This window comes from Congregibacter litoralis KT71, assembly GCF_000153125.2.
GTDB lineage: Bacteria > Pseudomonadota > Gammaproteobacteria > Pseudomonadales > Halieaceae > Congregibacter > Congregibacter litoralis.
Genome location: NZ_CM002299.1, coordinates 667,714 through 691,878, shown reverse-complemented (window position 1 = coordinate 691,878; position 24,165 = coordinate 667,714). Strand labels below are relative to the sequence as shown.

Below are 24,165 nucleotides of genomic sequence, written 5' to 3'. Positions count from 1 at the left end.
ATGATAAAAGCACCATGGACGAAGCAACACAAGATAGCGGTCTTGCTCAGTCAAGCGGCGAAGCGATAGGTGGTTTTCTATCAGGTATTCCCGGGGCGCTGAGTGATTTCTTTGCGGGCGTCGGCAGGGGAGCCGGTGTCAACGGCATGTTTGACTGGGTAGCCCTGGTCATTGGCATCGCCCTGTTAATCGGCGCCGCACGCGGTCTTCGCCGCGGCCGCATTGTCGGCCCCCTTTTCAGCGGATTTATTGCGGTCGCGCTGATGGGATGGGCCGTTTCCTAGGGATAGCGGTCTAAGCTCCTGAGGCTCTTTAGGCAGCTCTTTAGGCAGCTCTCTAGGCTCTGGTGGCGCTCGAGCCGTCGGGACACAGGAGCGCCAGCATTGCCAGCCACGCAAGCAAGATAGCGCCTACAGTCCGTTCATAGGCACCCAGCCAGGCGCCATCGATAAACGGTATGACAGGAATCAGCGCCAACCACAGCACAAAAAACACAGCGTTGTAACGTGCACAGCGGGGTGCGATTTGGCGCAGGTCCTTTTGGAGCAAGCCCATTATCACACCGACGCTGCTCGCCAGGACCGCCAGGGGGTCATTGGCATCGGGGCCAAAAAGCAGGGACGCGGGTGCCCGTAAAAAATACATGGCAATGAACAGCAGGCAGGCACCGTTGAAAACCGTCAGCCACACCGCCGCCGTCCACAGACGGGACCGGCACCCCGTGCGGGACAGCAAGACTGCAACCGCCAGCTGCACCAACGCCAGCAGAATCAAGCCGCCCGTATGTATACCACCGCTGCCCGAGGCTCTGCTCAGCTGACTGATGGGCGTACTCATGGCGCTTTGCCCGGAGAGTAGCAGGGCAAGCAGGTGTGCACCGAACATCAGCAGAACACCGGTGAGCACAAGACGTCGGAGAGTAAAGCTGCTGATCATCGATCCGACTCGCAGCACGACGGCGTGGCGATAAAGACCTTGTCGATAATCTTCCATTGCCCCTTGAGCTTTGCGAGGGTCAGAAAGTCGGTGTAGGCGCCATCAAAATCAAAGACAACCCTCGCTATGGGATAGCCCGACAGATCGACGGACACAATGCTGCCCCGTCGCTGCTTTGCGGTCCCCGCCAGCCAACGACCGATGGCGGCCGAGATGGGTTCCACGCGGAGGTCTCCCTTTTCGCCGACGCTTTTCAGTGCCGCGGTATCGGCGAAAGCCCGTTTCAAACGAACTTCGCTGACCTCATTGATCCCCTCAAAGTAATCGAAGACGGCTGCGCGCACCCCGTCAATGTCGTCAGCAGAGCTGATGCTACTGAACATCAAGACGAGCACCGTCAGCAGGGTGGACAGGACCGCTTTCAACGGCCTCCCAAGAGTTGAGATTCTCGCTTTCTGCTCTTTTTGCACGAATAGCTCCTGCTCTATGAGGAAAAGTTTGATTGTAAAACGTGGGGCCCGGCAATGTCCGTAGCAAAAGCCCCGGTCGCTCGCCACCAGAAGGGAGCGTGCAGAAACCCCGGGGAATGCAGTGGTCTCAAAAACGCCGGGGCGCTAAGCTTCCCCGATAGATTCTGTTCAGGAAACCGCATTAGCGAGCGTCACGATGAAAAATTTTGCTCTTGTTAAAAAATTACCGGTCATCATTATGGTGCTTTTGCTGACGGCCTGTGGGAGCACGGTCAAAGAACCCGGGGGCTCCTTTGAGCACGCCATAAACACGGGCCCCTATCCCTGGACAAAGTCGACCCCGAGTTACGACGACGACACCCTGCGCTTCGCGGTGTTCTCAGACCTGACCGGTGGAGAACGTGAGGACGTTTTCAATGTCGCCGTCGCACAGATGAACCTCCTGCGCCCGGAGCTCATTGTCAATGTGGGGGATTTAATCGAAGGCAGCGAAAACAGAGGGGAAATCGACCGGCAGTGGCAGTCCTTTGACGAGCGCGCAGGCAAAGCAGACGCTCCCGTGCTCTACACCGGTGGGAACCACGATCTGTTGGATGGGGTGCTTCGTGAGGCCTGGGAGGAGCGGAACGGACCCCGCTATTACCATGTGCGCTATCGCGATGTACTGTTTCTGATCTTTGATACAGAAGACCACTCCCTGGAACGCCTTGAGGAGATCGCGCAGCTTCGCCTTGATGCCATCGAGGTTGCCAACAGCTCAGGCTGGGATGCTTTTGCGAAGACCGAGTATGCCAATCTACCGGAGGACGAAACCGGGATGATATCCACGGCGCAGGCTGATTACATGCGCAATGCCATTGCCAACCACGAGGATGTCCGCTGGACCTTTTTGCTCATGCACAAGGCCCCCTGGGCCAACGATGACATGGCGAGTTGGCAGTCCGTCGAAGACGCCCTGAAGGATCGACCCTACACGGTCTTTCACGGCCATCGACACAATTACCAGCTTGAGACGCGTCAGGGTCGGGACTACATCCGCCTTGCCACGACGGGCGGCGTATTCCTCCCCGATGCAGGCCTCTCCATGGATCAGGTGGTCTGGGTAACCGTGGACGACGCCGGCGCACATATCGCCAATTTAAAGATGTCGGGCATTCTCGATAAAACCGGCAAGCGACCCCTCAACGGTGAAAGTCTCTGCCTGGATCCCAAAGATTGCCCCGCCGAATAAGACAAGGCTCGCTCCACCGATCAGGATCCTGCCGCATCCCAGACGGGCTTCAGCGCCGGGTAAGCACCGGCATTCATCGCCTTGGAGAATCCGGCCTCTGTCAGACTTTTTGTCGCGATGCCTGAGCGATTCCCGCTGCGGCAATACAGTACTACCCTGGCAGATTTGGGTGTCTGGAGCGCGGCAAGCCCCTCAACGATTTCCCCGTGGGGAATGTTGATTGCCCCAGGCAAATGACCGCTCGCAAACTCCTCTGCCGTTCGCACATCCACCAGCAGGGCGCCCTGCTCGACCGCCGCAAACGCCAGCTTTTCTGCGTCCTGCCCCTTGCCGCAGGCAACAAGCATTACGGCCATGACAGCGGCTCCAATGAATTTATACACGCTGAATACTCCTTTAAGATGGTGAGGTAATTATGCCTTGTTACCCTGCCCCTGAGGGAGACAATGGCCGAAGCAAGGGGTTGAAATAACAGGTCCCCACGGTTTTCGTTTGCATAATCAGCAAGTATCATCAGTCAGGCTTTGAAAAAGTGCCGCGGCAAAACGAATATTCCGGTTAACGATTCATCCCGTGGCTGATAACACAGCATCCGAATCCTGAGGTTACCTATGAACGCCAATACGATCTCTCTCTCCCTGCTTCTCAGTGTCTCTCCATTGCTGGTTATGGAAGCCTCCGCCGGCTCGGCGACCATCACCGCCAAAGATGGCTCCTCCTCTACCTTTGAATACACCGACAAGTATCTGCGCGTCGGCATTCCCGGCCAGGAAGGCTACGCGGTGGTCCGCGACGGCTCCATCTACACGGTCATGGAGCAGGATGGACGCACCCTCGTGATTGACGCCGGCTCAGCCATGAAGGGCATGGGGGCAGGCGTGACAACGGCGGTCCCGGCGCAGTTCAACTCAGAAATCGGGTCCCTGGACAAAACCGGACGTACCGAGGTTGTTGCGGGAATCAAGGGCGAGGTTTACGAGCTTAGCTTTATCGATGAAAACGGCAACGAGCAAACGGAAGAACTGGTGCTTTCTGATGATCCCCGTGCGCTGGAGTTTCGTGACGGGATGTTTTTAATGATCGGCGTTGCTTCAAAGCTGACCTCCGAGGGCACAGCGGACAGCACTGCGTCCATGCAGAAGGCCCTGACGGATATCGATTCGGGACTTTTACGCTACGGTCAGGAAATGACCGTCACGAACATCAACAGCGACAGCATTGATCCCTCGCGCTTCGAGCTTCCCGCAGAGCCTCTCAACCTCCAGGGGATAGGCGCCATGTTGGGCAGCATGTCGCAGGGAGCCCCCGCGGACACCGACGCCAGCGGCACGGCGGACAGCAGTGGCGAGGAACCCAAGAAAGGCCTCTTTGGCAGCGTTATGGGCGCCATCGGTGACAAGGTTAATCGCCAAAGCGACCGTTTGGGCGATAGTGCCGAGCAGGAGATAGATGCCGAAACGGACGAAAAGGTCGACAGCGCGCTGGATAAGGCCTTCGGCAAGCTATTCGGTCGATAGATCGTTAGCTTGTTAGCTTCCGGGGCCGAGGGCTGTTACTCAGCCCTTGGCTACCTATGCAGCCCGCGACTCAGCCGACTACTCAGCCCATAACAGCGCCGAGCAATAGTTTGCATCCAGATCATTGAAATCTGCGAGCTTTGCTCGGGCACTATTTTGCAGCGCCTGAAAATCCGCCGGGGACATGTCCATGGCCTTACCCCGCATGGCTGCGAGTTCATCCAGAGTCCGTGCCTCGTCATCACTGTAATCTGAGAATGAGCGGTAGTAGGCCTCAAACTCCGCCTCGTCCAAACGCGCCGCTTTTCGGCCTCCATCACAGGCACAGAAACGCCCATCACCCGTGGCGCGGGTACAGCCGGCAATATATTGCTCCAGAGCAGGAAATGACGCCGAGGGCTGCAAGCTGGGTTTAGGCGCGCCGGCAATGACACAGTCCTTTTCGTAATCAGTGACGTTCTCGGGGCGACCACCGAGGGACTCGTAAGCCATCATGATACCCATGGCGCTCATGGGATCTTTGAAGGCAGGCTCCAGGCTGGCCTCGTAGCTGTTTTCTTTTCAGAGTGCATACAAATACCCCTGATCAATGACCGCCACCGCCGCTGCGTTAGGTGACAGCTCGTTGTAGGCTGCGATCCGTTGGGCCACACAGGCACAATCGATGTTGGGCCGCTGCAGGGACGCGCAGGCCTCCTCGCCATTGATTGCTTGGGCGTAGGTGATGTTGCAAAGGGCAACACCCGCCAGAAAAGTCACCGCTAAAAGCGCATCCCGCATGGTCTTCTCCCAAAGGTACTGAATAAGGACTTAATGGCTGCACGGTGACAGCACCGCTGAGGAATCACCCTGCGAAGGAGCCGCTCAACCATTCGTGCAGCTGGACTCCAGGGGTCGCCAGTGGTCGGGCACCGGGTTGTTCTCGCAAATGAGGGTCACTACTTTTTCGCGGTTCTCCACCGCGCGAGAAGCGACGTTCTGGCGAACGATTTCGAAAACCGGTTCATCGCGGATCGTGTTCAGTATGGGCTCATTCAGGGCATCCACATCCGCGAGGCCCTCTTCATCCGCTCGCTGCAGGGCCTTGAGTGCAGCGTCTCGGTCGCCCGCAAGCAGGGCCATATTTGCCTCACCAAGAAACCAATAGCGGGCTTGCACGCTCTCTTCGCCGAAGCTTGCTCTGAACGCACGAAGCACCTCCAACTGCTTGGCCGCCTGATCATCTTCACCCATTTGCTGAAGCGCATGAACCAATCTCGCGGTGTTCTCCAAGCCGCCATTTGCGTACACCGCCTCGCCAAACTTCGAGGGCACGAGGGCCCGCTGCCAAAGCTCGACCGCCTCGCCATAGCGACCCTGAAAATAGATGCTGGCGGCCAGACTCGTAACAATCTCCAGGGAATCGGCATCGGCCCGCAAGGCCTCGCGAAGCGCCTCCTCCGCCTCCTCAAAGCGATTAGCGTCCAACAACACCCAGGGGCGCACGGTGCGGTCGATGCGCAAGGCCTCATCAATCAGACCGCTGTCCACCAACAGATCAGACATTAGAAAATTTACCAACAAGTCACTGGCATCAAGAGCGTAGGCAAGGAGCAGTTGTTCCAGCTGTCGGTCATCACGCTGCTCCGCACGATACACCCTCGCCTGTGCCACGTGGCTGGCCCATTGGGACTGGGGTGCGATGGATCGCGCAATGGCCATGGCCCGCTCCGGCTGTCCCTCACCGGCAATAAAACCTACGGCGTTCAGGCGCCCCACCACGCTTAAGGGATCGAGTTGCAACAAAGCCTCTCGAGCCTCGGAGGCTTCCGCCCACATGCCCAGGCTGTTAAGACCGTTGACACGCCAGTTTAATGCATCGGAATAGTTAGGCCGGATGGCAAGGGCCCGCTCGCTGTTTTCCAGGTAGCCCCGATTGTCGAAGTTAATCCTCGAAAGCATCGCCCGCGCCGCCCAGAGCTCCGCAAAATCATTGTCCAGAGCCTCCGCTGCTGCTATCTGCTCGCCGGCACGTTCATTAACTTCCTCTACGCTGAGATCGCCGTAGGTGCCGGATGAGTTAGCCAGCAGGGCAATGCCGATGGCCAGTTGGGCGCGCGCCGGCGCGTAGCCAGGATCCAGGCGCACCGATCGCTCCAGCTGCTCTACCCCTTCGCTGATGGCTTGCTGACCGCGCTGGTTGATCAGCGCACGACCCTTCAAGAACGCCTCGTAGGCGGGGGTGTTGGCGGCCACGCGACTGGCGCCGGGCTTCATCGCCTCATCCAGGGCCAGCTCGGCCCGCAGCGCATCGGCAATGGCGGCGGAGATCTCATCCTGAATCGCAAAGATGTCCTCAAGCTCGCGATCGTAGGTCTCGGACCACAGGTGATACCCGCCCTCGGCCTCTATGAGCTGCGCAGTGATTCGCAGGCGAGTGCCGGCCTTGCGCACAGAGCCTTCGAGAACATGGCCAACCTTGAGCAAGGCCGCAATCTCACTGATATCCCGGTTGTCACCCTTAAACTGAAACGAGGAGGTTCGCGCGGCAACGCGGAGCGCGGGAATCTGGGCAAGAACATTGAGGAGCTCTTCCGAAATCCCATCGGAGAAATACTCCTGCTCGGGATCCGAAGACAAGTTTACAAAGGGAAGTACCGCAATGGACGTTTCGTCCGAGGACGCAGGTGATGCTTTGGCTGCCGCATCGGCGTCAAGCTGCTGGCGCAGGGCATCCATACCTGTTTGCGCCGCAATTTGCGCTTTTGTCGGAATCGAGGACGTTTCCTGAGCGACCGCGGGTGTATCGGACGACGGATCTCTCAGTCGACCCTCCCAAAAGAGATAGACCACCGCCACGGCCAGGGTGGCAATGATGAGGGTGTCGAGCTTGCGACGGGTTTGGTGCACGACAGAGACCCCTTCTTCGATCTCTGACTCGCGCTTGATTCCGTCGGGGGTGAGCTCAAAAACCCAGGCAAAAATCAGCGCCGGCAACAAACCGAGGATTAAAAGAAACAAGAGCGCCTGCATGACCCAGGCGGGGGCGCCGATGTTCTCCATGACCACATCGGCCACCTGCAGAATCAACCAGGCCACAACGGCGTAGGCGACGCCAACACGGACTACGTTCCTGCGATGTAACTCGCTGAATAAACTCATGGGGTCGCTCGATAGATTCTGAGCCTAACTTAGCAAAAGGCCCGTCGCGCCACCAGACATACTCAACGGCTGCCCCGGGAGAATACCGTGTCTTCCCCGTCGGTGATGGGTACACTCTGGCAAAGATTCTTTCACCATCTCAGGACTGCCATGCGCATCATCGAAATTACCCGCGAACCCGTAGAGTTGTACAAGATCCTCAAGTTCGAGGGACTGGTGGCTACGGGCGGCGAAGCCAAGTTACTTATCGGTGACGGACAGGTATCGGTGAATGGTGAGGTGGAAACGCGCAAGGGGCGCAAAATGCATAACGGCGATGTCATCGAGTTCCGCGCCGAAACCCATCAACTCCAGCTGGTTTAGGGACACATGAACACTTCCATGGATGTAGTGCAACGAACGCTCCTGCTATCAGGACGGGCCCTTCTCGGACTGTATTTCATCATACCGGGGATTACCAAAATCACGGGTTTCTCGGGCATGGTGCAGTACATGACGGAGCACAACGTGCCCCTGGTGCAACCGCTGCTGGTGCTGACCATCGTATTGCAGCTCGGCTGTGGCGCCAGCCTTGTTGCGGGGTGGCGTACCCAGATCATGGCTTTTGTTCTGGCAGGACTTACATTGGTGATCAGCCTCTACATGCACAACTTTTGGGCCATGGAAGAAGGCCTGCAGCGAGCCCATGAGATGCAGAACTTCATCAAGAACATGGCCATCATGGCGGGGCTGCTGTATGTCGCCGGCGTGACGCCTCAGAAAGAAGCCTAGACGCATGATCCCGGACCCCGGGCAAAAAGGGCAAAAAGGGCAAAAAGGGCAAAAAGGGCAAAAAGGGCAAATGGAGAGGCCTTGATGCGGGTACTTATTGAGAACTATCGAAACCTCACCGCCGGTCACTGTGGCAGCGGCTCCATGCGCAATCTCATCTACCACTACACCGGTTTGGCGCTCGACGAAGGCGTCGTATTCGGCCTTGGCTCGGGACTGGACGCCGTGTACTTTGATTATGCCCATGCGGACCCGCCCTACATGTGTTTTGGCCGGGGCTCCTCCTTCGAGACCGATGTTACGGATGCCCTGGGGATCGACTATCGGGAAACCGCCAATCCCGACAATGATCAGGCCTGGGAGGATGTTCGCCAGGAAGTCATCGCCGGGCGCCCCACCATGCTCTCCGGCGACATCTACTACCTGGACTACCGCAAGTTCAAAGTGCACTTTCCCGGCCACCGCTATGTATTGCTGGGTTTTGATGATGAGCGAGACGAGGTCTATGTCGCCGACCGTACGGACGAAGCGACCCAGACCTGCTCCACGGAGGGCGTGCGCCTGAGTCGTAACCCGCCGGGCGGTCTCTCCACCTACAACACCTGGGGAAAATTCCACTCTGGCGATGTGCGTCACAGTCTGCCCGAGGCCTGTGGGATTGCCCTTCGCAAAACCGCGGAACGCATGCTCAACCTCGACACCAGCCAGCGCGACCTCATGGCAGCACTCCGCGGCAATAGTGAGGGCAAGCTGTCCGTCGGACTCGAGGGGCTTCAAACACTGGTGACGATATTCCCGGCCTGGGCATCGCTTCAGGATCCGGAGGCGCACCTACAGTATCTGGACAACGCCATCGTAAAGTTCGGCACCGGCGGCGGGTTTTTCCGCGATCATTACGCCGCGTTTATGCGCTGGGCCGCTATGCAGCGACCGGACCTTGTCGACGCCACCCTGGTAGCGCTTGCAGAGGACGCAGCGCGGGAGTGGAACGCGCTGTCACCGACACTGCAGCACATTGCCGCCGCGCCGGGAGATACATCAGCCTGGAAGCAGGCTCAGAGCGCATTGGAGACAATCTACGATCTGGAGAGCTCCCTTTTCGGGCGCCTGGGCGATAGGGTGTTGAAAAGCGTCTAGGCAAACAATCAGGCGGGCCGCCACACGCGGTACTCAACACCCGCTTCGGGGAGTAAGCGTCCCTCGCCGATAAAAAATGTTGAGTTGACCCAGGCATAGCGATCATCGCCGGTTTCGAGGCGCGGATTCGTGTAAAAGTCCTGGTCACCGAACTCCGTGCCCAGACCCTTTGCCAGCGCGTTCTGCACGGTCTCGTTTAAACCCAGCAAGCCCGTGTACTGCACGTAGATATGGGCGTCGTCATGGGTCTTCACCTGCAAGCGAACGTCGACTCTCAGGCAACCCGCCGCGTCGATGAGCGCCCATTCGCCGCCGCACAGTATCTCGCCCCTTAAGCGCTCACCCTCAACGACTCCCTCGGCGATGGCGTAATGCATGCGGGTCCCGATGGGACCGGCACCGACAGGATTGGGTTCCTGAAGTTTTGCGCGGATCGTAAATTCGTGGATTAATTCCATGGAGCCTGGCCTCGTGCTTCTTTAAGCGTTATCGAGGCCGAACCCTAGCAGGCTTAGAAGCGATAGTCGCTATAGACACTCTCGCCCCAGCCTATGAGCTGGTCGTTCTTAAACACCAGGGGCGTGGTTTCGTCGCGGGTAGTCTCACCATCGGAATGCTTGCGCTGCGTGCGGTAGAACAGCACCCGCACTTCCTCACCATCGTGGGTGAAGGCCTCGGAGTCCGCCGGAGTGCCCAGGCTGTCAACCACCCCATCGCGGGACGCACCGATTTCCAGCTTGCTGATCATGGCGCGATTGTCGCGCTGATCGTCACGCCAATCATTGTGGTCAACATATTTGCCGTCAATAAAAACACAGCCGCTGGCAGCAAAGGACAGCAGGGTAATGGCACAGATTCGGGACAGAGTTTTCACGGTTTTTCCTCGGTAAATGGTATCTGACGGGCGCGGCTGCGAGGGTTCTCTGCACTGCAGCCGGCTATGAGTCCATCATTCGATGAATGCCCGGGGAGTTCAATCGCTGGAGGATGCGATCCGTCGCGCTCATTGCTCAGCTCGCCGCATCCCCCTGTGTAGTGTCTCTATTACAGAGGATTTATCAGTGATCGAGCTGCGCGCGCACTACCAATTGCTGGGTCTCAGGCCGCTCGTTTCGGTCCTCAGGGCGCCCGCACCAAACGGCGCTCGCCTCGCTTGGCCCCCAGAACCGCCTCATGCTTGACGTATTCCTTAATGAGATCCGCTTCATCCGCGGTCAGATACTCTTTCCAGGCTGGCATGCCGTTGGCAGCCAAAGCACCTTCCAGAACGATAGCCTGCCACGCGGGCTCCACGTCTTTGATGCGATAACGAAGGTCCGGAATCAAACCCGCGCTGATCGCATTCCCGCCGTGGCATACGGCGCAGTAGAGATTAAACAGCTCTCGTCCACTCTCGACGTACTCGCTGCTGGCAAGCTCGATGCCCTCGGCGTTCAGCTGCTGCTCCATCACGGGGATCTTCGGGAGTTCTCCCGAAGCCCCAAGCTTAAATACCATTAAACGGCTGATGTTGATCATGTTCTGAGGGCCACTCACAGAGCCGAAGGGCAGGCCGGTCTCGCCGCCCCATCCCTGAGCCACCGCGACGTACTGCTCGCCATCAATGGTGTAGGTGATGGGTGACGCCATGACACCGCCCTGCACCGGGTAACTCCAGAGCTCTTCTCCCGAGTCAGCGGCGAAGGCGCTGAAAGTGCCCGTAAGATCTCCCTGAAACAGCAGGTTACCGTGCGTAGACAGGAGACCGGAGCCTGAGTAAAAGCCCCGGGGTATGGTCCAGACTTTCTCACCTTTTATGGGGTCCCAGGCAATGAGTTCCGCCGCCAGGGCCTCTTTACCGACCGCCGCCCGGGCATCCGCAGGCACCTCATCGGGCATACCCACCATGAGACCGGCATTAAAGTTGATGTGCCACACCGCGTCACGCTCGAGGGTGTGAAAATCATCTGCGTAGATAGACGCGTGGGACTTTGCGGGGATGTAGACCAGACCCGTGTCGGGGCTGTAGGTCATGGGATGCCAGTTGTGGGCACCCGAGGGCCCCGGTGACACCAGGGTGTCGGCGGTCCCGTCACGCATACCGGGCGCCTCAACGGGACGGCCCGTTTCCATATCCACATGAGTGGCCCAGGTGACCGGCATGTATTTTTCTGCCGAAAGCAGCTCGCCATCTTCACGATCAAGGACATAGAAGAAACCATTCTTGGGTGCCTGCATCAGCACCTTGCGCTTTTCACCATCAATGGGCAGCTCTGCAAGGATCATATGTTGCGTGGCCGTGTAGTCCCAGTTATCGCCGGGGGTCGTCTGGTAATGCCAGGCGTACTCGCCCGTATCGGCATCCACAGCAACGATAGAAGATATAAACAGATTGTCACCACCGTCGGGGCTGCGGATTTTCTGGTTCCAGCTCGCGCCATTACCGACGCCGATGTACAGAAGATTCAGCTCGGGGTCGAAGGCGAACGCATCCCAGGCGGTACCGCCGCCTTTGCCGTTTTCCCACCACTTACCGGTCCAGGTCTTGGCGATGCGCTCCTGGGTTTCGTCCTCAAAGCCATCCGCCGGATTGCCGGGCACGGTGTAAAAACGCCAGGCCTGCTCACCGGTCACCGCATCGTAGGCGGTCACGTAGCCGCGTACGGACATTTCGGCGCCGCCATTACCAATGACGACTTTTCCGTTCACGATGCGAGGCGCGCCGGTAATCGTGTAGGAATCCGTGGTGTTGATGCGCGTATCCACTTCCCAGACCAGCTCGCCGCTATCGCGATCCAGAGCAAACAAACGTCCATCGAGACTCGCGGCATATACATTATTGCCCCACAACGCGGCACCTCGATTCACAACGTCACAGCAGGCGTGGACGCCGTAGTCTTTGGGCACCTTCGGGTCGTGGTGCCAAAGTTCTTCACCGGTTTTGGCGTCATAGGCCAGCACATGTCCCCAGGAGGCGGTGACAAAGAGCTTGCCATCCGCCATCAGAGGTGTGGTCTCTATACCCCTATCCGTCGGCAGATCCGCGTACCAGGCAAGACCCAGTTCCTCTACGTTGTTTTCGTTGATGGCATCGAGGGGGCTAAAACGCTGCTCGCCATAGGTTCTGCCGTGGGTAAGCCATTCACCGGGCGCCGCGTCCGCCGCGATAATGCGCTCGGCGGTTACCGCACCCGTCGCCGGTGCTGCGGTTTCCTCGGCGACCTGAACCACCTGCACGTCCTGTTGATCACTACTGCAGGCAACGCTGAGCAAGCACGCTGCAGACACTGCAGCGGAGACCAGAGCTTTACCAAAAAACGCGGGGGAAAGATTCATTATTATCGACCATGCTTATTTTTATGAGGGTTGAAAGCTTAGCAAAGTTTGAGGGTCAAAAAATCCACGGATAAACCCCTACCCTTGTTACGCCCTGCGGGCAGTGGGACACTCATCGGCGATTCCTCCAGAGGCGCAATCATGTCCTACAGACCCAGTCTTTCGTCGGCTGCTCTTTTCAGCCTGCTTAGCGCCGCAGCGTTTCATTCAGCCGGCGCCGACGAGCTTGTGGTGGGCGGCCAGGGACGCAATTGCATCGAGGACCCGCAGTGCATCAATCGCCTGCACCCGGACCTCCCCATGACGGCGCGCGCAAAGCCAGGACAAACCATTGTGCTCCACACCCGCAACGCCGGGGATTTTGATCTGGACCCTAACAGTCGCTATGAAGATCCCCGACGTGCCACGGGCAACACCGGTCACGCGTTGACAGGACCCGTGCATATCGAAGGTGCCAGGGCCGGGGACACCCTGGCGGTGACCCTCCTCGAGGTGGCACCCGGGCCCTGGGGCAAGACCTGGGTTGGTGCCGGCGGCTTTCTCGCTGATCACTATCCCACGGGGTTCTCCGCCACCTGGAAACTCGGGGCAGACTATGCGCGCTCCGCAGATATCCCCGGCGTGCGCATCCCCATCAGTGCATTCCCCGGGGTAATCACCACCCTTCCCGACGATGCCATGGTCCGCAAGGCCATGGCACGGGAAAGCGCTATTGATGCCCTGGGTGCCCGGGTTTTTCTTCCCAACCCCACAAACGCCACCCCCGAGGCATTCTGCGGCCCCACGGGCAGCGTAAAAGAGGAATGCCTGCGCACTATTCCGCCGCGGGAGCACGGCGGGAACATGGATATTCGCTACATGCGTGCGGGAGTCACCATTCACCTTCCCTGCCTCGTTGACGGCTGTGGTCTGGCGATCGGCGACGTCCATTACGCCCAGGGTGACGGCGAGGTCAGCGGCACAGCCATCGAGATGGATGCGACGGTCACTCTCCGCACGGAAATTCTCAAAGAGGCTCCGGCAAAAGGGGTGAGCTTTACGGGACCGGTGTCGACGTTGGGCATACCCAGCAAACGCTACTTCGCGACCACGGGGCTTCCGTTCAAGAAAGCGGGAGAGATTCCCAGCGACATGGCCTACCTTGATTCTGTGCGCCTCGCAGCCCTGGAAAGCCTGCCCGACGATATTGCTCTCGCCGCCCGCAACGCGCTGCTTGCGATGATCGACCACCTGGTCACGCACTATGGCTACAGCGTCGATCAAGCCTACGTGATCTGCTCCGTGGCCGTGGATCTTCGCATAGGCCAGCTTGTGGATGCGCCCAATGCCGGCGCAGTCGCCCTTCTACCTTTAGATATTTTTGTCGAGGAGGAGCCGGGAAAATGAAGCCTGTGCTGCTTGCGGGTGCCACGGGCCTTGTGGGACAGGCGGTGCTGGCTGCGCACGATCCTGAAAAGCTCCAGATCACTACCGTAGGACGGCGTAAAACCGGACAGCTGTCCCGAGAGATCGTTGCAGATTTTCAGACAGTCATGGATCTACCCGGGGCTGAGGTGGCCGTCTGTGCCCTTGGCACAACCATCGCCCGGGCGGGCTCAAGAGACGCCTTCCGCAGCGTCGACTATGATGCCGTCCTCCGCTTTGCCGAGGCCGCACAGACTGCAGGCGTAACGCATTTCATTGTCGTCAGCGCTGTGGGCGCCAATAGCAAAGCCGCCGTTTTTTATGCCCGGGTAAAAGGTGAGGTGGAGCGCGAACTCGAATCTCTGGGCTTTAAGCGTCTCGACATCCTGCAGCCGGGACTGCTCCTCGGGGATCGACAGGAGAGCAGGCCTGTCGAGACCTTCCTTCGACGCACCGATCCCCTGACACGCCTGTTCCTTCAGGGACCGTTGGACCGCTATGCCGGCATTACCGTTGAGGTTATGGCTGGGGCCATCATTGCCCTGTGCGAGGCGCCCGAAGCGGGCGTTTACCGCCATGAAAACCGGGCGCTGCACCAGCTGGCGGGTTCCTGAAAAGGCGTTTTGAAGGACTAAAAACCGAGCTTAGGCCCCTGCGACAGCGTTGGCCCCCAACAGCTGGCGCAGACTGATTTGCAGTAAGGCGCGAAATGGCGACACAATCTCTGTTTTCTCCCGGCACAATCACACTATGTTGTCTACAGAGTTCTTTACAGATTCTCAGTCTCTGCGTCTTTTGGGCGCAGCTATTTTTGGAGCACTTCTGGTGGCTTGTACAAATATCGACTCTCCGGCGCAGGCTCGGGAGTCTTCTCCGGCGGCGCAGGAATCTGCGCTTACCCTTGAGGCTATTTACAAAGAGGATGCCTACAAATCCGAGGCCCCCGGCAGGCTGCAGTGGCTGAGTGATAAAAGCGGCTACACGATGCTAGAGACGCCCGCCGACTCTGAGCAAAACGACCTGATGAACGGCGACAAGGGCACTGACGGGGCCAATGCCGAGGGTGGTGAAGAGGCCCCCGACGCGAAGGAAATCGTCTTTTACGATCCCCGCAGCGACGAGCGGCGGGTGCTGGTGGACGTCGCCATGCTTACCCCCGACGGCGCCGAGGCGCCCCTCGTCATTGATGATTATCATTGGTCCAAAGACCAGAGCAAGCTGCTGGTTTACACCAATAGCAAGAAAGTCTGGCGGGTAAAGAGCCGCGGCGACTACTGGGTCCTGGATCTCGAAAGCGGGGAACTGCGTCAGCTCGGCGGCGATGCCAAGGCATCGACGCTGCAGTTTGCCAAGTTTTCCCCGGATGCTGACAAAGTAGCCTACGTCAAAGAAGCCGACGTCTTTGTCGAAGACCTCGCATCAGGGGCGATCACGCAGCTCAGCGAGCGCGCCGGCAATCACATCATCAACGGCATCATGAGCTGGGCCTACGAAGAAGAGTTTTCCATTCGCGACGGCTTTCGATGGAGTCCGGATGGTCAGCGGATTGCCTACTGGCAGTTTGACACCTCCGGCGTGCGCAACTTCACCCTCATCAATAACACCGATGCGCTATACCCCGAAGTCGTGGAACTGCCCTACCCCAAGGTGGGTGAGACCATCTCCGCCGCCCGGGTGGGAACCGTTGATGTATCCGGTGGCGCAACCGTGTGGGCGGATCTACCCGGCGATCCGCGACAAATGTACGTGCCACGCATGGATTGGGCCCCGTCCTCGGACAAAATCATCGTCCAACACCTGAACCGTCGACAGGACACCAACACCGTGTTCTACGCCGATGCCGGGAGCGGAGAAGCGACGGAGATCTTTGTGGAACAGGCACCCAAATATCTCTTCGACGTCGAGGACGTGCATTGGCTGGAGGACAGCGGCGACTTTCTCTGGCTCAGCGAGCGCGACGGCTGGTGGCACATCTACCGCGCCACCGCTGATGGCAAGACCTTTAGGGACCTCACGCCCGGCGATTTCGATATAACGGAGGTCGCCCACGTCGACGAGACATCAGGCTGGGTCTACTTTATGGCGTCTCCCGAAGCGATGGAGTCCCGCTTCCTGTTCCGCTCCCGGCTTGATGGCAGCGGCGATATGGAAAAAATTACCCCCGAAGATTTTCCAGGGACAAACAGCTATCACGTCTCCGAGGGCGGGCAGTGGGCCGTACACACCCACCAGAGTTTTATGCAGCCCCCGCAGTATCGTCTGATCTCTCTGCCTGAGCACGAAGAAATCGCAATGCTTGAGGACAACGCGGCCCTGCTGGAGAAACTTGCGAAGCTTGATCTGGGTGAGCACGAGTTTTTTCGTGTAGAGGCGCGGGACGGCTTACCCCTGGACGGTTATCTCATGAGGCCCCCACAGTTTGACGCGGATAAAAAGTACCCCATCGTTTTTTACGTCTACAGCGAAGTCGCGGGGCAAACGGTGCGGGATGCCTGGGGCGGTAAACGGCATCTCTGGCATCTGTACATGGCTCAGCAGGGTTACCTGATTGCCTCCGTAGACAGTCGCGGTGCCCGTGCCCCCCGCGGTAGAGACTGGCGCCAGTCGGTCTACGGCGGCATTGGTATTCTCGCCTCCCGGGATCAATCCGACGCCCTCACCGCGATGGCCCGGCGCTGGTCCTACATTGACGAAGAGAACGTGGGCATCTGGGGCCACTCCGGCGGTGGGTCCATGACCCTCAATATGCTGTTCCGCTATCCCGGGCAGTACAAGGCCGGCGTCTCCCAGGCACCGGTAACGGACCAGCGGCTTTACGATGCTATCTATCAGGAACGCTACTCGGGCTTGCTGGAAGAATACGCCGACGCCTACATCGAAGCCTCTCCCATTACCCATGCGAAAAATCTCGAGGGTGAACTCCTCCTGGTCCACGGTACGGGCGATGACAATGTGCACTATCAGAGCAGCGAGCGACTCATCAATGAGCTGGTCAGACTGAACAAGCCCTTCCGGTTTATGGCCTATCCCAACCGGACCCACGCGGTGGTGGACAGCGAGGGAGAAGGCACGGAGCTGCATCTGAATACCATGCGGGCGCGCTTCTTCGACGAGCACCTGCGCTCAGAGTAAAACCCCCAGCCTCAGGGTGGCGGGAAAAATTCCTGGCCGCTCTCCGAAGAGGCGTGTGGTACAGGAAGTGTCCGCTGCTACCCGGACCCTGGGTCAAAGGCCTGCGGGCGTCCGGAGTCTTGCGTAAACCTCACGCCCGGCGAAATAGGTGTGGTCCACCACAAGGGCCCGGAAGCTCTCGTCCATGGGCTCCGGCACCTGTCCGCTTAACACTACAAAGTCTGCCCACTTGCCGACGCTGATAGAGCCAATATCGTCTTTCCAGGGAGTGATGTCGGCGCCGGCCTGCGTGTAGGCATGCAAAGCGTCGTCAAAGTTCACGGACTCTTCGGGATGCCAGGGCCTACCGTTGTTGAAACCAAAGGGGCTCTCCCGGAATACCGCATCGCTCAGTTGTGTCAGGGGGCTCAAAGGCGAGGTGGGGTAATCGGCACCAAACACCAGGTGGGCACCCCCATCGAGGAGAGTCTGCCAGACATAGGCGCGATCCTCCCGCTCCTCGCCTACACGGGCAGGCACATAGCCAATGGCATTGGTGCAATGATTCGGCTGCATGGAAGCCACCACACCCAGTTCCCGAAACCGCGGCACGTCATCCGGGTGCAGCAGTTCAATATGCTCGATGCGGTTGGGCAGTCCAACAGTATTGTCTTGGGAGGCTTCGATAGCATCGAGGGCGGCGCTGACGGCCGCATCGCCGATGGAATGTATCGCCACGGGCAAACCCCGCGCCGTGGTCCGGTAAACAAGGTCGGTCAGATCATCGGGCTCTGTAATGTACTCCCCTCTCCAGTTAGGTCGATCGTGATAATCCTCCATGAGCACCGCGGTGTGTGCCGACAGCACGCCGTCATTAATCAACTTTACGAAGCCCGCCTGGAGCAGCGGTCCCGTGCGATCTTCTTTCTTCGTCGCCGCAACCCGTTCCTCCGTGTCCTCGGAGACCTGCAACACCGTATCCAGGGTTTCATCCCAGGTCTCTGGATTCATATCCAGACCGAAGTGCCCGTACCAGACGCGGAGCGATGGATCGCCTGTCTCAACGATATGCAGATAGTCATCCAGGCCCCGCATTTGATGGAGACCGGTGATACCAAAGCTATTGGCATAGCGCTGCATTTGCTCGAGCCCCTCTCGACGCCGGGCATCACTGCGCGGGGGAATGTGATCCCGCACCACGCTCATCGCGCCTTCAAGGAGAATGCCCGTAGGCGCCCTGGACACGGGATCGACAATAATTTCGCCGCCCGCGGGCACCGGGGTGTCAGCGGTCACAGCGGTCATCTCCAATGCCAGGGAATTCACCCAGGCATAATGACCGTCGATATGCGTGAGGAAAATCGGTCGGTCCGGGACCACGGCGTCCAGCATCTGGCGGGTGGGGTATTCACCGTCAGAAAGGGTGTGATCCCAGTAGCCTCCCGTGAGCCACTCGCCCTCGGGGAGACGTTCATCTGCCTCGCGGATCAGACGCAGCCACTGTGCTTTATCTTCTACATAGGCCAGATCGACACCGGCTACCACAGGGGCATTGCCGTCCATGTGCGAGTGACTATCGATGAATCCGGGGGTCACCGTTCTCCCAGCGGCATCGATAATCTGTGTGCTGCTATCGGCTAGCGCGCGAATCTCTGCAGTGCTACCCACGGCGCTAAAGCGGCGACCCTCTACGGCGAAGGCTTCGACCCGCGGCGCCTGGGGATCCACCGTACGAACATCAGCGTTGATGACTATGAGCTCTGGCGCAGCAAATACCGGAGAAACAGCCCCAATAACCGCGGAAAAAACCACCGCTGATATCCCTCTTATACCTGGCAACACAGTGCGTGGATGACTCATAGGGCTCTCTCCTGTTCTGCAGCTTTAGCCCGGGATAATGACACATCGCCCGGGAAACAAAAGATCGTGAGCGCAGGAGGTAAATTGTGTAACCTCGGGGCACTCCTAAAAACGATAACAGGGTATGCATGTGAACGACGCTGAAACCACTGAATCCGAAGCCGGCCAACCACAGAATCACCCGGACAATCCCTATAGCACCAAGGCCGCCAGCTGGTACGCCCTGTGTCTCCTGACGATCGTTTATAGCTTCAACTTTATTGACCGTCAGCTCCTGGCGATTCTGCAGGAGTCCATCAAAGCGGACCTCAGCCTGTCGGACAGCCAGCTGGGTCTCCTCACGGGTTTCGCTTTTGCGATTTTCTACGTTACCGCCGGCATACCCATCGCGCGCTGGGCCGACCGTGGCAACCGCCGCAACATCGTGGCGCTCTCTCTGTTTATCTGGAGTTTCATGACCGCCCTCAGCGGTTTTGTACAGAACTACGCCCATCTTCTCCTGGCGCGCATCGGGGTAGGCGTAGGCGAGGCAGGCGGCAGCCCCCCTTCCCACTCCATCATCTCGGACATTTTCCCCGCTGAGAGTCGCGCCACGGCCATCGGCTTCTATTCCATGGGTGTGAGTATCGGCATTCTTTTTGGCTTTTTGGCCGGGGGTTGGCTGAATGAATTCTTTGGCTGGCGCACGGCCTTTATGGTGGTGGGGATACCCGGTGTCATCCTGGCTATCGTGCTCCGCTTCACTCTGAAGGAACCTATTCGCGGCCTCCATGACGGCGCCCCGAGTTCCACAGATGCGGTTCCCTTTGGTGAGGTGCTGCGTGTGCTGTGGAGTCGACCCACCTTCAAGCACATTGCCCTCGGTGCCGGACTGAATGCTTTTTGCGGCTACGCGACAGCGAACTGGACAGCCTCTTTTATGATTCGCACCCACGCCATGTCCACCGGCGAACTGGGTACCTGGCTGTCCATGATTATTGGTGTGGGCGGTGCCATCGGCGTGTTCTTTGGCGGCTTCCTTGCGGATCGCATGGCAAAAACTGACAAGCGCTGGTATGCCTGGCTACCCAGCATCTGTGGCTTTCTCATTGTGCCTTTTATGATCAGCATCTACCTGGTGGACAACGCCTATCTTGCCTTGTCCCTGTCGATCATACCGGGACTGCTTTTTCAGGTGTATCTGGGCAATACCATCGCCACGACCCATGCCATCGTCGGTCCGCGCATGCGCGCTACCGCGTCGGCGGTGCTCTTCCTCATCCTCAACATCATCGGTCTCGGCGCAGGCCCCTGGGTGGTGGGTGTACTCAGTGATTACCTCGCGCCAAGCCTGGGTAGCGAGTCCCTGCGCTACGCCATGCTATATGCCCTTCCTCCGGTAATGACCTGGTCGGCGATACATTACTGGCTTGCAGGAAAAACGATACGCCAGGATATTGAAAACGCGCCCCGATGAACCGCCTGAGGCCCGGCCCTGACCAGAGAGAAGACCTCCTTGAACCCTGAGTCATCACCGCAGATGTCCCTCGCCCGTACCGTGGGCTGGTCGCAACTGGCACTCATGGCCCTGGGCATCCTGACCTCAGTGCTCGTTGCCAGGGGCATCGATATCAACCTGTCTGCCGATGTGGAAAGCACCGCACGCAATATGCTCGATGCAGAGCTTCGTCTTCGTGCCAAAGCCTATCTCGCCTGCCTGGGTTTCGCCCTGACGACCGTGGTTAACATCGGACTTTTCATGCTCCTTCGGCGCCACGGGCAATTGCTTGCCGCCGCCTGTCTGACCCTGAGCCTCACGGGCGCCATGCTATCCCTCCTCGGCGCGGTGTTTGCTATGAATGTGGCGGAAATCACCAGCGCGCCTGCGTACCAGGCCATTACCGATAGTGCCCAGCGTCTGATGCTCGCCGGCATGCAGGCCACCTCTGACTACACGTCGTTTCACCTGAGTCTTGTGATCTCCTGCGTCGCTCAGGGCGGTTTCTTTTTCCTGTTTTACCGCTCGGACCTGATTCCCCGGATCATCTCTGCCTGGGGCGTGTTTGCATCTCTGCTGGTCTCAACGATCATCGTTGCAAGAGACTTTATCCCGGCCCTGGGCCACAGCAGCGTTACCATCAGCTTCATGCTCGGCAATCTCATCGCCTTGCTGTCCCTGAGCCTTTATCTTGGCATTAAAGGTGTGCGAGGAGACCCCGCGCCCCTATAATCTGCAGGCTTTGCATGAGCCTTCCCCGTGATACCTGTTACCTGGCCCTTTGACCCTCGGCGCTCGCCTGTTTTTTATGGCTGGGTGGTCTGGGCGTTTTCCACGGCGGGCTTCTTGTTCAGCATTCCCGGCCAGACCATGGGCATGGCGGTGTTTACCGACACCTTTATTGAGGTGCTGAACCTCAGCCGGACCCAGGTCTCCATGGCCTACCTCATCGGCACCGTCGCCTCGTCCCTGTTTCTGACCCGCGCAGGCCGCTGGTACGACCTCTACGGTGGCCGCATCATGATTGCCGGCTCTGCCGCAGCCCTGGGCCTGATGGTCCTGGTCATCAGCGCCGTCGATGTCCTCAGCCGTTGGCTCGGAGGCAGCACCGCCGTGACCTTCTGCCTGCTGCTGTCTGCCTTCTTCGGTGTGCGCTTTTTTGGGCAGGGGGTGCTGACCAGCTGCTCCAGAAATGTATTGCTTCTGTGGTTTGTCCGGCGTCGCGGACTCGTGAGCGGCATCCGCAGCGTCTTTGTATCCTTCGGCTTTGCCATCGCTCCCTTGGCCATCGCTTTCCTCATCAGCAGCTTTGGTTGGCGCGGCGCGCTCTGGTTCATGGGCCTTACCGTTGGCCTGGTCTTCGCAGTGTTAGCCCTTGTATTTATTCGGGATAACCCTGCGTCCTGTGGACTCCAGGCGGATGGGGGTAAGCCCGACGATCAGGGGGCTGCCCCCCTGGAGGCACCCTCGAAGACCATTGACGAGGCACGGCGGAGTCCCGTTTTCTGGATCTACTCCCTCAGTCTTGGCATGCATGCACTGTTTGGCACGGCGCTCACCTTTCACGTGGTGGCCGTGTTTGCCGAAAGCGGATTCTCCGCGGAGATCGCTTTTGGCTATTTTCTGCCAGCGGCCGTGTTCTCTACGGCGAGCAATCTCATTGCCAGCAGCATCGTTGATCGTCACCGCCTGAAACCCTTTCTCCTTGTCATGCTGGGAGCCTTGAGTATCGGGGCTGTGGGACTGATCAATCTGGCGCAGCCATGGGGTTATTGGGTGCTGGCCGTGGGCTTTGGCGTCGGGGGAGGCCTGTGGGGAGTGGTATCGAATCTCGCGTTCATTCGCTTTTTCGGCCCCCTGCATCTGGGGGCAGTGAGCGGCTTTAACGCATCCATATCCGTATTTGCCAGCGCCGTCGGACCGGCCGCCTTCAGCCTGGGGGTAGACCACCTGGGTAGCTACAACGCCGCCGCGCAGATTTGCTTCGTCATGCTGGTGTTGTTGTTACTTGCTGCACTCGTCATCAAGCAGCAGGAGGTTGTGCACCCCGCCAAAGCGGCGGGGTGAGCAAAGGAGATCAACAAGAACCGTTGATGATCCTCACGGGGTGCGTCGAAAAGCCTGTCAGGCCGCGATGACCCGAAGCTTTTCGTCCGGCTCATCCCAGGGCAGGTGATGATCTTCAAGGATCACCAGGTTCTTGCGATTTACGAGGGTCTTCTCGGCCTTGTATCCCAGCAGGTCCCGAATCTCACGATCGGGATTGAGTGCTATGAGCGCCGCCTCGTCGGAGGAGAAGTTCGACAGGCCTCGCGCCCGCTCTACCCCGCGCTCGTCGTAAATGTGCAGCACGTCAGCTTTTTGGAATGCTGTGTGAATAGACACGACGTCGGTGCAGGCGATTCCTTCACTACCGCCTTCGAGGGCATCGGCCGCCTCCTGCGTAAGAACAAGGCTTCCGGCCATCTGCAAGCGATCCGTAAGCCATACGGCCCAGGCAGACTGGGGCGTTGATTTCGCGACACACCGCGTATGGGGGCGTCGATTCTCCAGCGCGGCGGAGATCGGCTCGTCGATGATGCCGCGGGAGATAATCGTCTCGCAGCCGGCATTCTGCGCCATGTTGGCCGCCTGCATTTTTGTGAACATGCCGCCGGTTCCCAGGCTGTTGGTGCCGCTGGTCACCGCAAGGTACTCGCTGACATCATCGACAGTTGCGATGAGCTCGGCCCCTTCCTCGTCGGGATTGCGATCGTAAAGACCATCGACGCTGGTGAGAATGACCAGGTCCTGGGCCTGAATCATCTGCGCCACTTTTGCCGCCAGCCTATCGTTATCACCCACACGAATTTCCTCCGTGGTAATGGTGTCGTTTTCATTCACGACAGGCAGCACACCCAACTCCAGGAGCTTGTGCACAGTGTTTTTGGTATTAAGGAAGCGGCGGCTGTCCTCGAGATCTTCCAGGGTGACCAACACCTGCGCAATGTCAAAACCATGTTCCTGGGCAATTTGCTTGTAGGCGTTTAATAGCACCGGTTGCCCGCAGGCGGCGGCCGCCTGCTTCTCCTGCACACCCGCCTCCTCACCATCGGTGTTGAGGACATTGAGACCCAGAGCGACGGAACCTGAGGAGGCCAGAACAACTTCGTAGCCCTTGTCGCGCAAAGTTGCGATGTCGCTGAGTAATCCATGCATGAATGCATAACGTGGTCGTAAGTCAGGCGTGTTGGCCAGTAGGCTCGAACCTACCTTTACTACGATTCGCGGCTTATCACCCGTCATTACCTGGCCGAAGCCTGCGGCGTCGGTCTCTGTGGCATTCATGCTGTTGATCCTCTCAGTTGGTGTTAGTTCGTAGTGAATGGTGGAAACAAAACTTCACGCTGCTTCGCTCTGCTTACGGGAGCCTTTAAAAGGGCAGCCTGTAAAAGGAATGCCCATAAAAAAGCAGCGGGAGCTCGCCCACGCCGCCTCGTGAATTGCTTAGAGTATAAAGTAATTTTAGCCTTCAACCTAGCGGCAAAATTGCCAAAAGCTCAAAACATCGTCATAAAAATGTCATTAAATTGATAATTTTCAGTGTTTTAGCTTGGACACGGCTTTGGCAAAAATAAACGAAGATTGATTGTTTACCCTAAAAATATTTATACTACGAAGCATTCACTCCTTTTAAGTCAGCAGCACGCCGTCCATTGCACCGTCGTGTGATTGTCGACGTTTGTGCGCTGCAGCTTGTTTCACCGGGGATGATCTGCGGTTGTCGTTACGACCGATTGCAGTAAAGAAGTATCC

The 24,165-nt window shown here is 58.5% G+C and carries 23 protein-coding genes; 12 read left to right on the top strand and 11 right to left on the bottom strand.

The genetic code is table 11. The features are described 5' to 3' along the window. Positions 1-14: 14 nt before the first annotated feature. Positions 15-284, top strand: coding sequence for a hypothetical protein (locus KT71_RS03155; protein WP_008292917.1), 270 nt, complete (start codon positions 15-17; stop codon positions 282-284). Positions 285-336: 52 nt separating this feature from the next. Here the strand turns inward: KT71_RS03155 and KT71_RS03150 are convergent, their stop codons facing one another. Continuing rightward, a complete protein-coding gene (locus KT71_RS03150) occupies positions 337-936 on the bottom strand; it encodes a DUF998 domain-containing protein (protein ID WP_008292918.1) in 600 nt (199 codons plus the stop codon). Further along, on the bottom strand, positions 933-1,361 hold the full coding sequence (locus KT71_RS03145) for a nuclear transport factor 2 family protein (protein WP_008292919.1): 429 nt from the start codon (positions 1,359-1,361) through the stop codon (positions 933-935). The genes KT71_RS03150 and KT71_RS03145 overlap by 4 nt, the downstream gene beginning before the upstream one ends. Before the next feature lie 241 nt (positions 1,362-1,602). On the opposite strand from KT71_RS03145, the gene KT71_RS19595 reads away from it, so the two are divergent. Then, a complete protein-coding gene (locus tag KT71_RS19595; protein ID WP_008292920.1) occupies positions 1,603-2,637 on the top strand; it encodes a metallophosphoesterase family protein in 1,035 nt (344 codons plus the stop codon). 20 nt (positions 2,638-2,657) lie between these two features. Here KT71_RS19595 and KT71_RS03135 read toward each other — a convergent pair whose 3' ends face one another. After that, complete coding sequence (locus KT71_RS03135; protein ID WP_023659884.1) at positions 2,658-3,020, bottom strand: rhodanese-like domain-containing protein; 363 nt, start codon at positions 3,018-3,020, stop codon at positions 2,658-2,660. A gap of 228 nt (positions 3,021-3,248) precedes the next feature. Between KT71_RS03135 and KT71_RS03130 the strand changes: the two genes are divergently transcribed. After that, positions 3,249-4,154 (top strand): hypothetical protein, encoded by a 906-nt coding sequence (locus KT71_RS03130; RefSeq protein WP_008292922.1) that lies wholly within the window; start codon positions 3,249-3,251, stop codon positions 4,152-4,154. Positions 4,155-4,232: 78 nt separating this feature from the next. Here KT71_RS03130 and KT71_RS03125 read toward each other — a convergent pair whose 3' ends face one another. From KT71_RS03125 to KT71_RS19590, 3 genes are all read right to left on the bottom strand, one after another. Continuing rightward, positions 4,233-4,667 carry a hypothetical protein gene (locus KT71_RS03125; protein WP_008292923.1) on the bottom strand — a complete coding sequence of 145 codons (435 nt, stop codon included), beginning with the start codon at positions 4,665-4,667 and terminating at the stop codon, positions 4,233-4,235. A 48-nt stretch (positions 4,668-4,715) separates the two neighbouring features. Beyond that, a complete protein-coding gene (locus tag KT71_RS03120) occupies positions 4,716-4,934 on the bottom strand; it encodes a hypothetical protein (protein ID WP_008292925.1) in 219 nt (72 codons plus the stop codon). Between the two features lie 84 nt (positions 4,935-5,018). After that, positions 5,019-7,295: a membrane protein gene (locus KT71_RS19590; protein WP_008292926.1), complete on the bottom strand. Its 2,277-nt coding sequence runs from the start codon at positions 7,293-7,295 to the stop codon at positions 5,019-5,021. Positions 7,296-7,445: 150 nt separating this feature from the next. Between KT71_RS19590 and KT71_RS03110 the strand changes: the two genes are divergently transcribed. The 3 genes from KT71_RS03110 to KT71_RS03100 all read left to right on the top strand — a co-directional run bounded on the left by KT71_RS03110 (position 7,446) and on the right by KT71_RS03100 (position 9,203). Beyond that, a complete protein-coding gene (locus KT71_RS03110) occupies positions 7,446-7,658 on the top strand; it encodes an RNA-binding S4 domain-containing protein (protein WP_008292928.1) in 213 nt (70 codons plus the stop codon). Positions 7,659-7,676: 18 nt separating this feature from the next. Continuing rightward, the gene (locus tag KT71_RS03105; RefSeq protein WP_008292929.1) at positions 7,677-8,066 is read left to right on the top strand and encodes a DoxX family protein; all 390 of its coding nucleotides are present in this window, start codon (positions 7,677-7,679) and stop codon (positions 8,064-8,066) included. A gap of 84 nt (positions 8,067-8,150) precedes the next feature. Continuing rightward, positions 8,151-9,203: a BtrH N-terminal domain-containing protein gene (locus KT71_RS03100; RefSeq protein WP_008292930.1), complete on the top strand. Its 1,053-nt coding sequence runs from the start codon at positions 8,151-8,153 to the stop codon at positions 9,201-9,203. Positions 9,204-9,211: 8 nt separating this feature from the next. On the opposite strand, the gene KT71_RS03095 is transcribed toward KT71_RS03100, so the two are convergent. The 3 genes from KT71_RS03095 to KT71_RS03085 all read right to left on the bottom strand — a co-directional run bounded on the left by KT71_RS03095 (position 9,212) and on the right by KT71_RS03085 (position 12,518). Then, positions 9,212-9,661, bottom strand: a complete 450-nt coding sequence (locus KT71_RS03095) for a DUF3237 domain-containing protein (protein ID WP_008292931.1) — start codon at positions 9,659-9,661, stop codon at positions 9,212-9,214. A gap of 53 nt (positions 9,662-9,714) precedes the next feature. Then, positions 9,715-10,077, bottom strand: coding sequence for a DUF3192 domain-containing protein (locus tag KT71_RS03090; RefSeq protein WP_008292932.1), 363 nt, complete (start codon positions 10,075-10,077; stop codon positions 9,715-9,717). 245 nt (positions 10,078-10,322) lie between these two features. Continuing rightward, complete coding sequence (locus tag KT71_RS03085) at positions 10,323-12,518, bottom strand: PQQ-dependent dehydrogenase, methanol/ethanol family (protein ID WP_008292933.1); 2,196 nt, start codon at positions 12,516-12,518, stop codon at positions 10,323-10,325. A gap of 141 nt (positions 12,519-12,659) precedes the next feature. Here KT71_RS03085 and KT71_RS03080 point away from each other — a divergent pair, with 141 nt between their 5' ends. From KT71_RS03080 to KT71_RS03070, 3 genes are all read left to right on the top strand, one after another. After that, positions 12,660-13,904, top strand: coding sequence for an acetamidase/formamidase family protein (locus tag KT71_RS03080; RefSeq protein ID WP_023659882.1), 1,245 nt, complete (start codon positions 12,660-12,662; stop codon positions 13,902-13,904). Beyond that, positions 13,901-14,536, top strand: a complete 636-nt coding sequence (locus tag KT71_RS03075; protein ID WP_008292935.1) for a Rossmann-fold NAD(P)-binding domain-containing protein — start codon at positions 13,901-13,903, stop codon at positions 14,534-14,536. Before KT71_RS03080 ends, KT71_RS03075 begins: the two co-directional genes overlap by 4 nt. 211 nt (positions 14,537-14,747) lie before the next feature. Continuing rightward, positions 14,748-17,054 carry a S9 family peptidase gene (locus tag KT71_RS03070; protein WP_238549451.1) on the top strand — a complete coding sequence of 769 codons (2,307 nt, stop codon included), beginning with the start codon at positions 14,748-14,750 and terminating at the stop codon, positions 17,052-17,054. 93 nt (positions 17,055-17,147) lie between these two features. Here the strand turns inward: KT71_RS03070 and KT71_RS03065 are convergent, their stop codons facing one another. Beyond that, positions 17,148-18,893 carry an amidohydrolase gene (locus KT71_RS03065; protein WP_023659881.1) on the bottom strand — a complete coding sequence of 582 codons (1,746 nt, stop codon included), beginning with the start codon at positions 18,891-18,893 and terminating at the stop codon, positions 17,148-17,150. A 124-nt stretch (positions 18,894-19,017) separates the two neighbouring features. Between KT71_RS03065 and KT71_RS03060 the strand changes: the two genes are divergently transcribed. Genes KT71_RS03060 through KT71_RS03050 form a run of 3 tightly spaced genes read left to right on the top strand, consistent with a single transcriptional unit; the run spans position 19,018 to position 22,437 of the window. Further along, positions 19,018-20,349, top strand: a complete 1,332-nt coding sequence (locus KT71_RS03060) for a spinster family MFS transporter (RefSeq protein WP_008292938.1) — start codon at positions 19,018-19,020, stop codon at positions 20,347-20,349. Positions 20,350-20,388: 39 nt separating this feature from the next. Continuing rightward, entirely contained in the window at positions 20,389-21,102 is a 714-nt protein-coding gene (locus tag KT71_RS03055) for a DUF4386 domain-containing protein (protein ID WP_202962386.1), read from the top strand. A gap of 27 nt (positions 21,103-21,129) precedes the next feature. Then, complete coding sequence (locus KT71_RS03050; protein WP_023659879.1) at positions 21,130-22,437, top strand: MFS transporter; 1,308 nt, start codon at positions 21,130-21,132, stop codon at positions 22,435-22,437. A 57-nt stretch (positions 22,438-22,494) separates the two neighbouring features. Here the strand turns inward: KT71_RS03050 and proB are convergent, their stop codons facing one another. Beyond that, entirely contained in the window at positions 22,495-23,697 is a 1,203-nt protein-coding gene (gene proB, locus KT71_RS03045) for a glutamate 5-kinase (RefSeq protein ID WP_008292941.1), read from the bottom strand. Positions 23,698-24,165: the final 468 nt, after the last annotated feature.

Coding starts and splice junctions, on each gene's coding strand:
- KT71_RS03155 (WP_008292917.1), top strand. CDS start 15: ATGGACGAAGCAACACAAGATAGCGGTCTTGCTCAGTCAAGCGGCGAA.
- proB (WP_008292941.1), bottom strand. CDS start 23,697: ATGAATGCCACAGAGACCGACGCCGCAGGCTTCGGCCAGGTAATGACG.
- KT71_RS03095 (WP_008292931.1), bottom strand. CDS start 9,661: ATGGAATTAATCCACGAATTTACGATCCGCGCAAAACTTCAGGAACCC.
- KT71_RS03110 (WP_008292928.1), top strand. CDS start 7,446: ATGCGCATCATCGAAATTACCCGCGAACCCGTAGAGTTGTACAAGATC.
- KT71_RS19595 (WP_008292920.1), top strand. CDS start 1,603: ATGAAAAATTTTGCTCTTGTTAAAAAATTACCGGTCATCATTATGGTG.
- KT71_RS03085 (WP_008292933.1), bottom strand. CDS start 12,518: ATGAATCTTTCCCCCGCGTTTTTTGGTAAAGCTCTGGTCTCCGCTGCA.
- KT71_RS03060 (WP_008292938.1), top strand. CDS start 19,018: ATGCATGTGAACGACGCTGAAACCACTGAATCCGAAGCCGGCCAACCA.
- KT71_RS03080 (WP_023659882.1), top strand. CDS start 12,660: ATGTCCTACAGACCCAGTCTTTCGTCGGCTGCTCTTTTCAGCCTGCTT.
- KT71_RS19590 (WP_008292926.1), bottom strand. CDS start 7,295: ATGAGTTTATTCAGCGAGTTACATCGCAGGAACGTAGTCCGTGTTGGC.
- KT71_RS03100 (WP_008292930.1), top strand. CDS start 8,151: ATGCGGGTACTTATTGAGAACTATCGAAACCTCACCGCCGGTCACTGT.
- KT71_RS03130 (WP_008292922.1), top strand. CDS start 3,249: ATGAACGCCAATACGATCTCTCTCTCCCTGCTTCTCAGTGTCTCTCCA.
- KT71_RS03150 (WP_008292918.1), bottom strand. CDS start 936: ATGATCAGCAGCTTTACTCTCCGACGTCTTGTGCTCACCGGTGTTCTG.
- KT71_RS03125 (WP_008292923.1), bottom strand. CDS start 4,667: ATGAGCGCCATGGGTATCATGATGGCTTACGAGTCCCTCGGTGGTCGC.
- KT71_RS03120 (WP_008292925.1), bottom strand. CDS start 4,934: ATGCGGGATGCGCTTTTAGCGGTGACTTTTCTGGCGGGTGTTGCCCTT.
- KT71_RS03105 (WP_008292929.1), top strand. CDS start 7,677: ATGGATGTAGTGCAACGAACGCTCCTGCTATCAGGACGGGCCCTTCTC.
- KT71_RS03065 (WP_023659881.1), bottom strand. CDS start 18,893: ATGAGTCATCCACGCACTGTGTTGCCAGGTATAAGAGGGATATCAGCG.
- KT71_RS03075 (WP_008292935.1), top strand. CDS start 13,901: ATGAAGCCTGTGCTGCTTGCGGGTGCCACGGGCCTTGTGGGACAGGCG.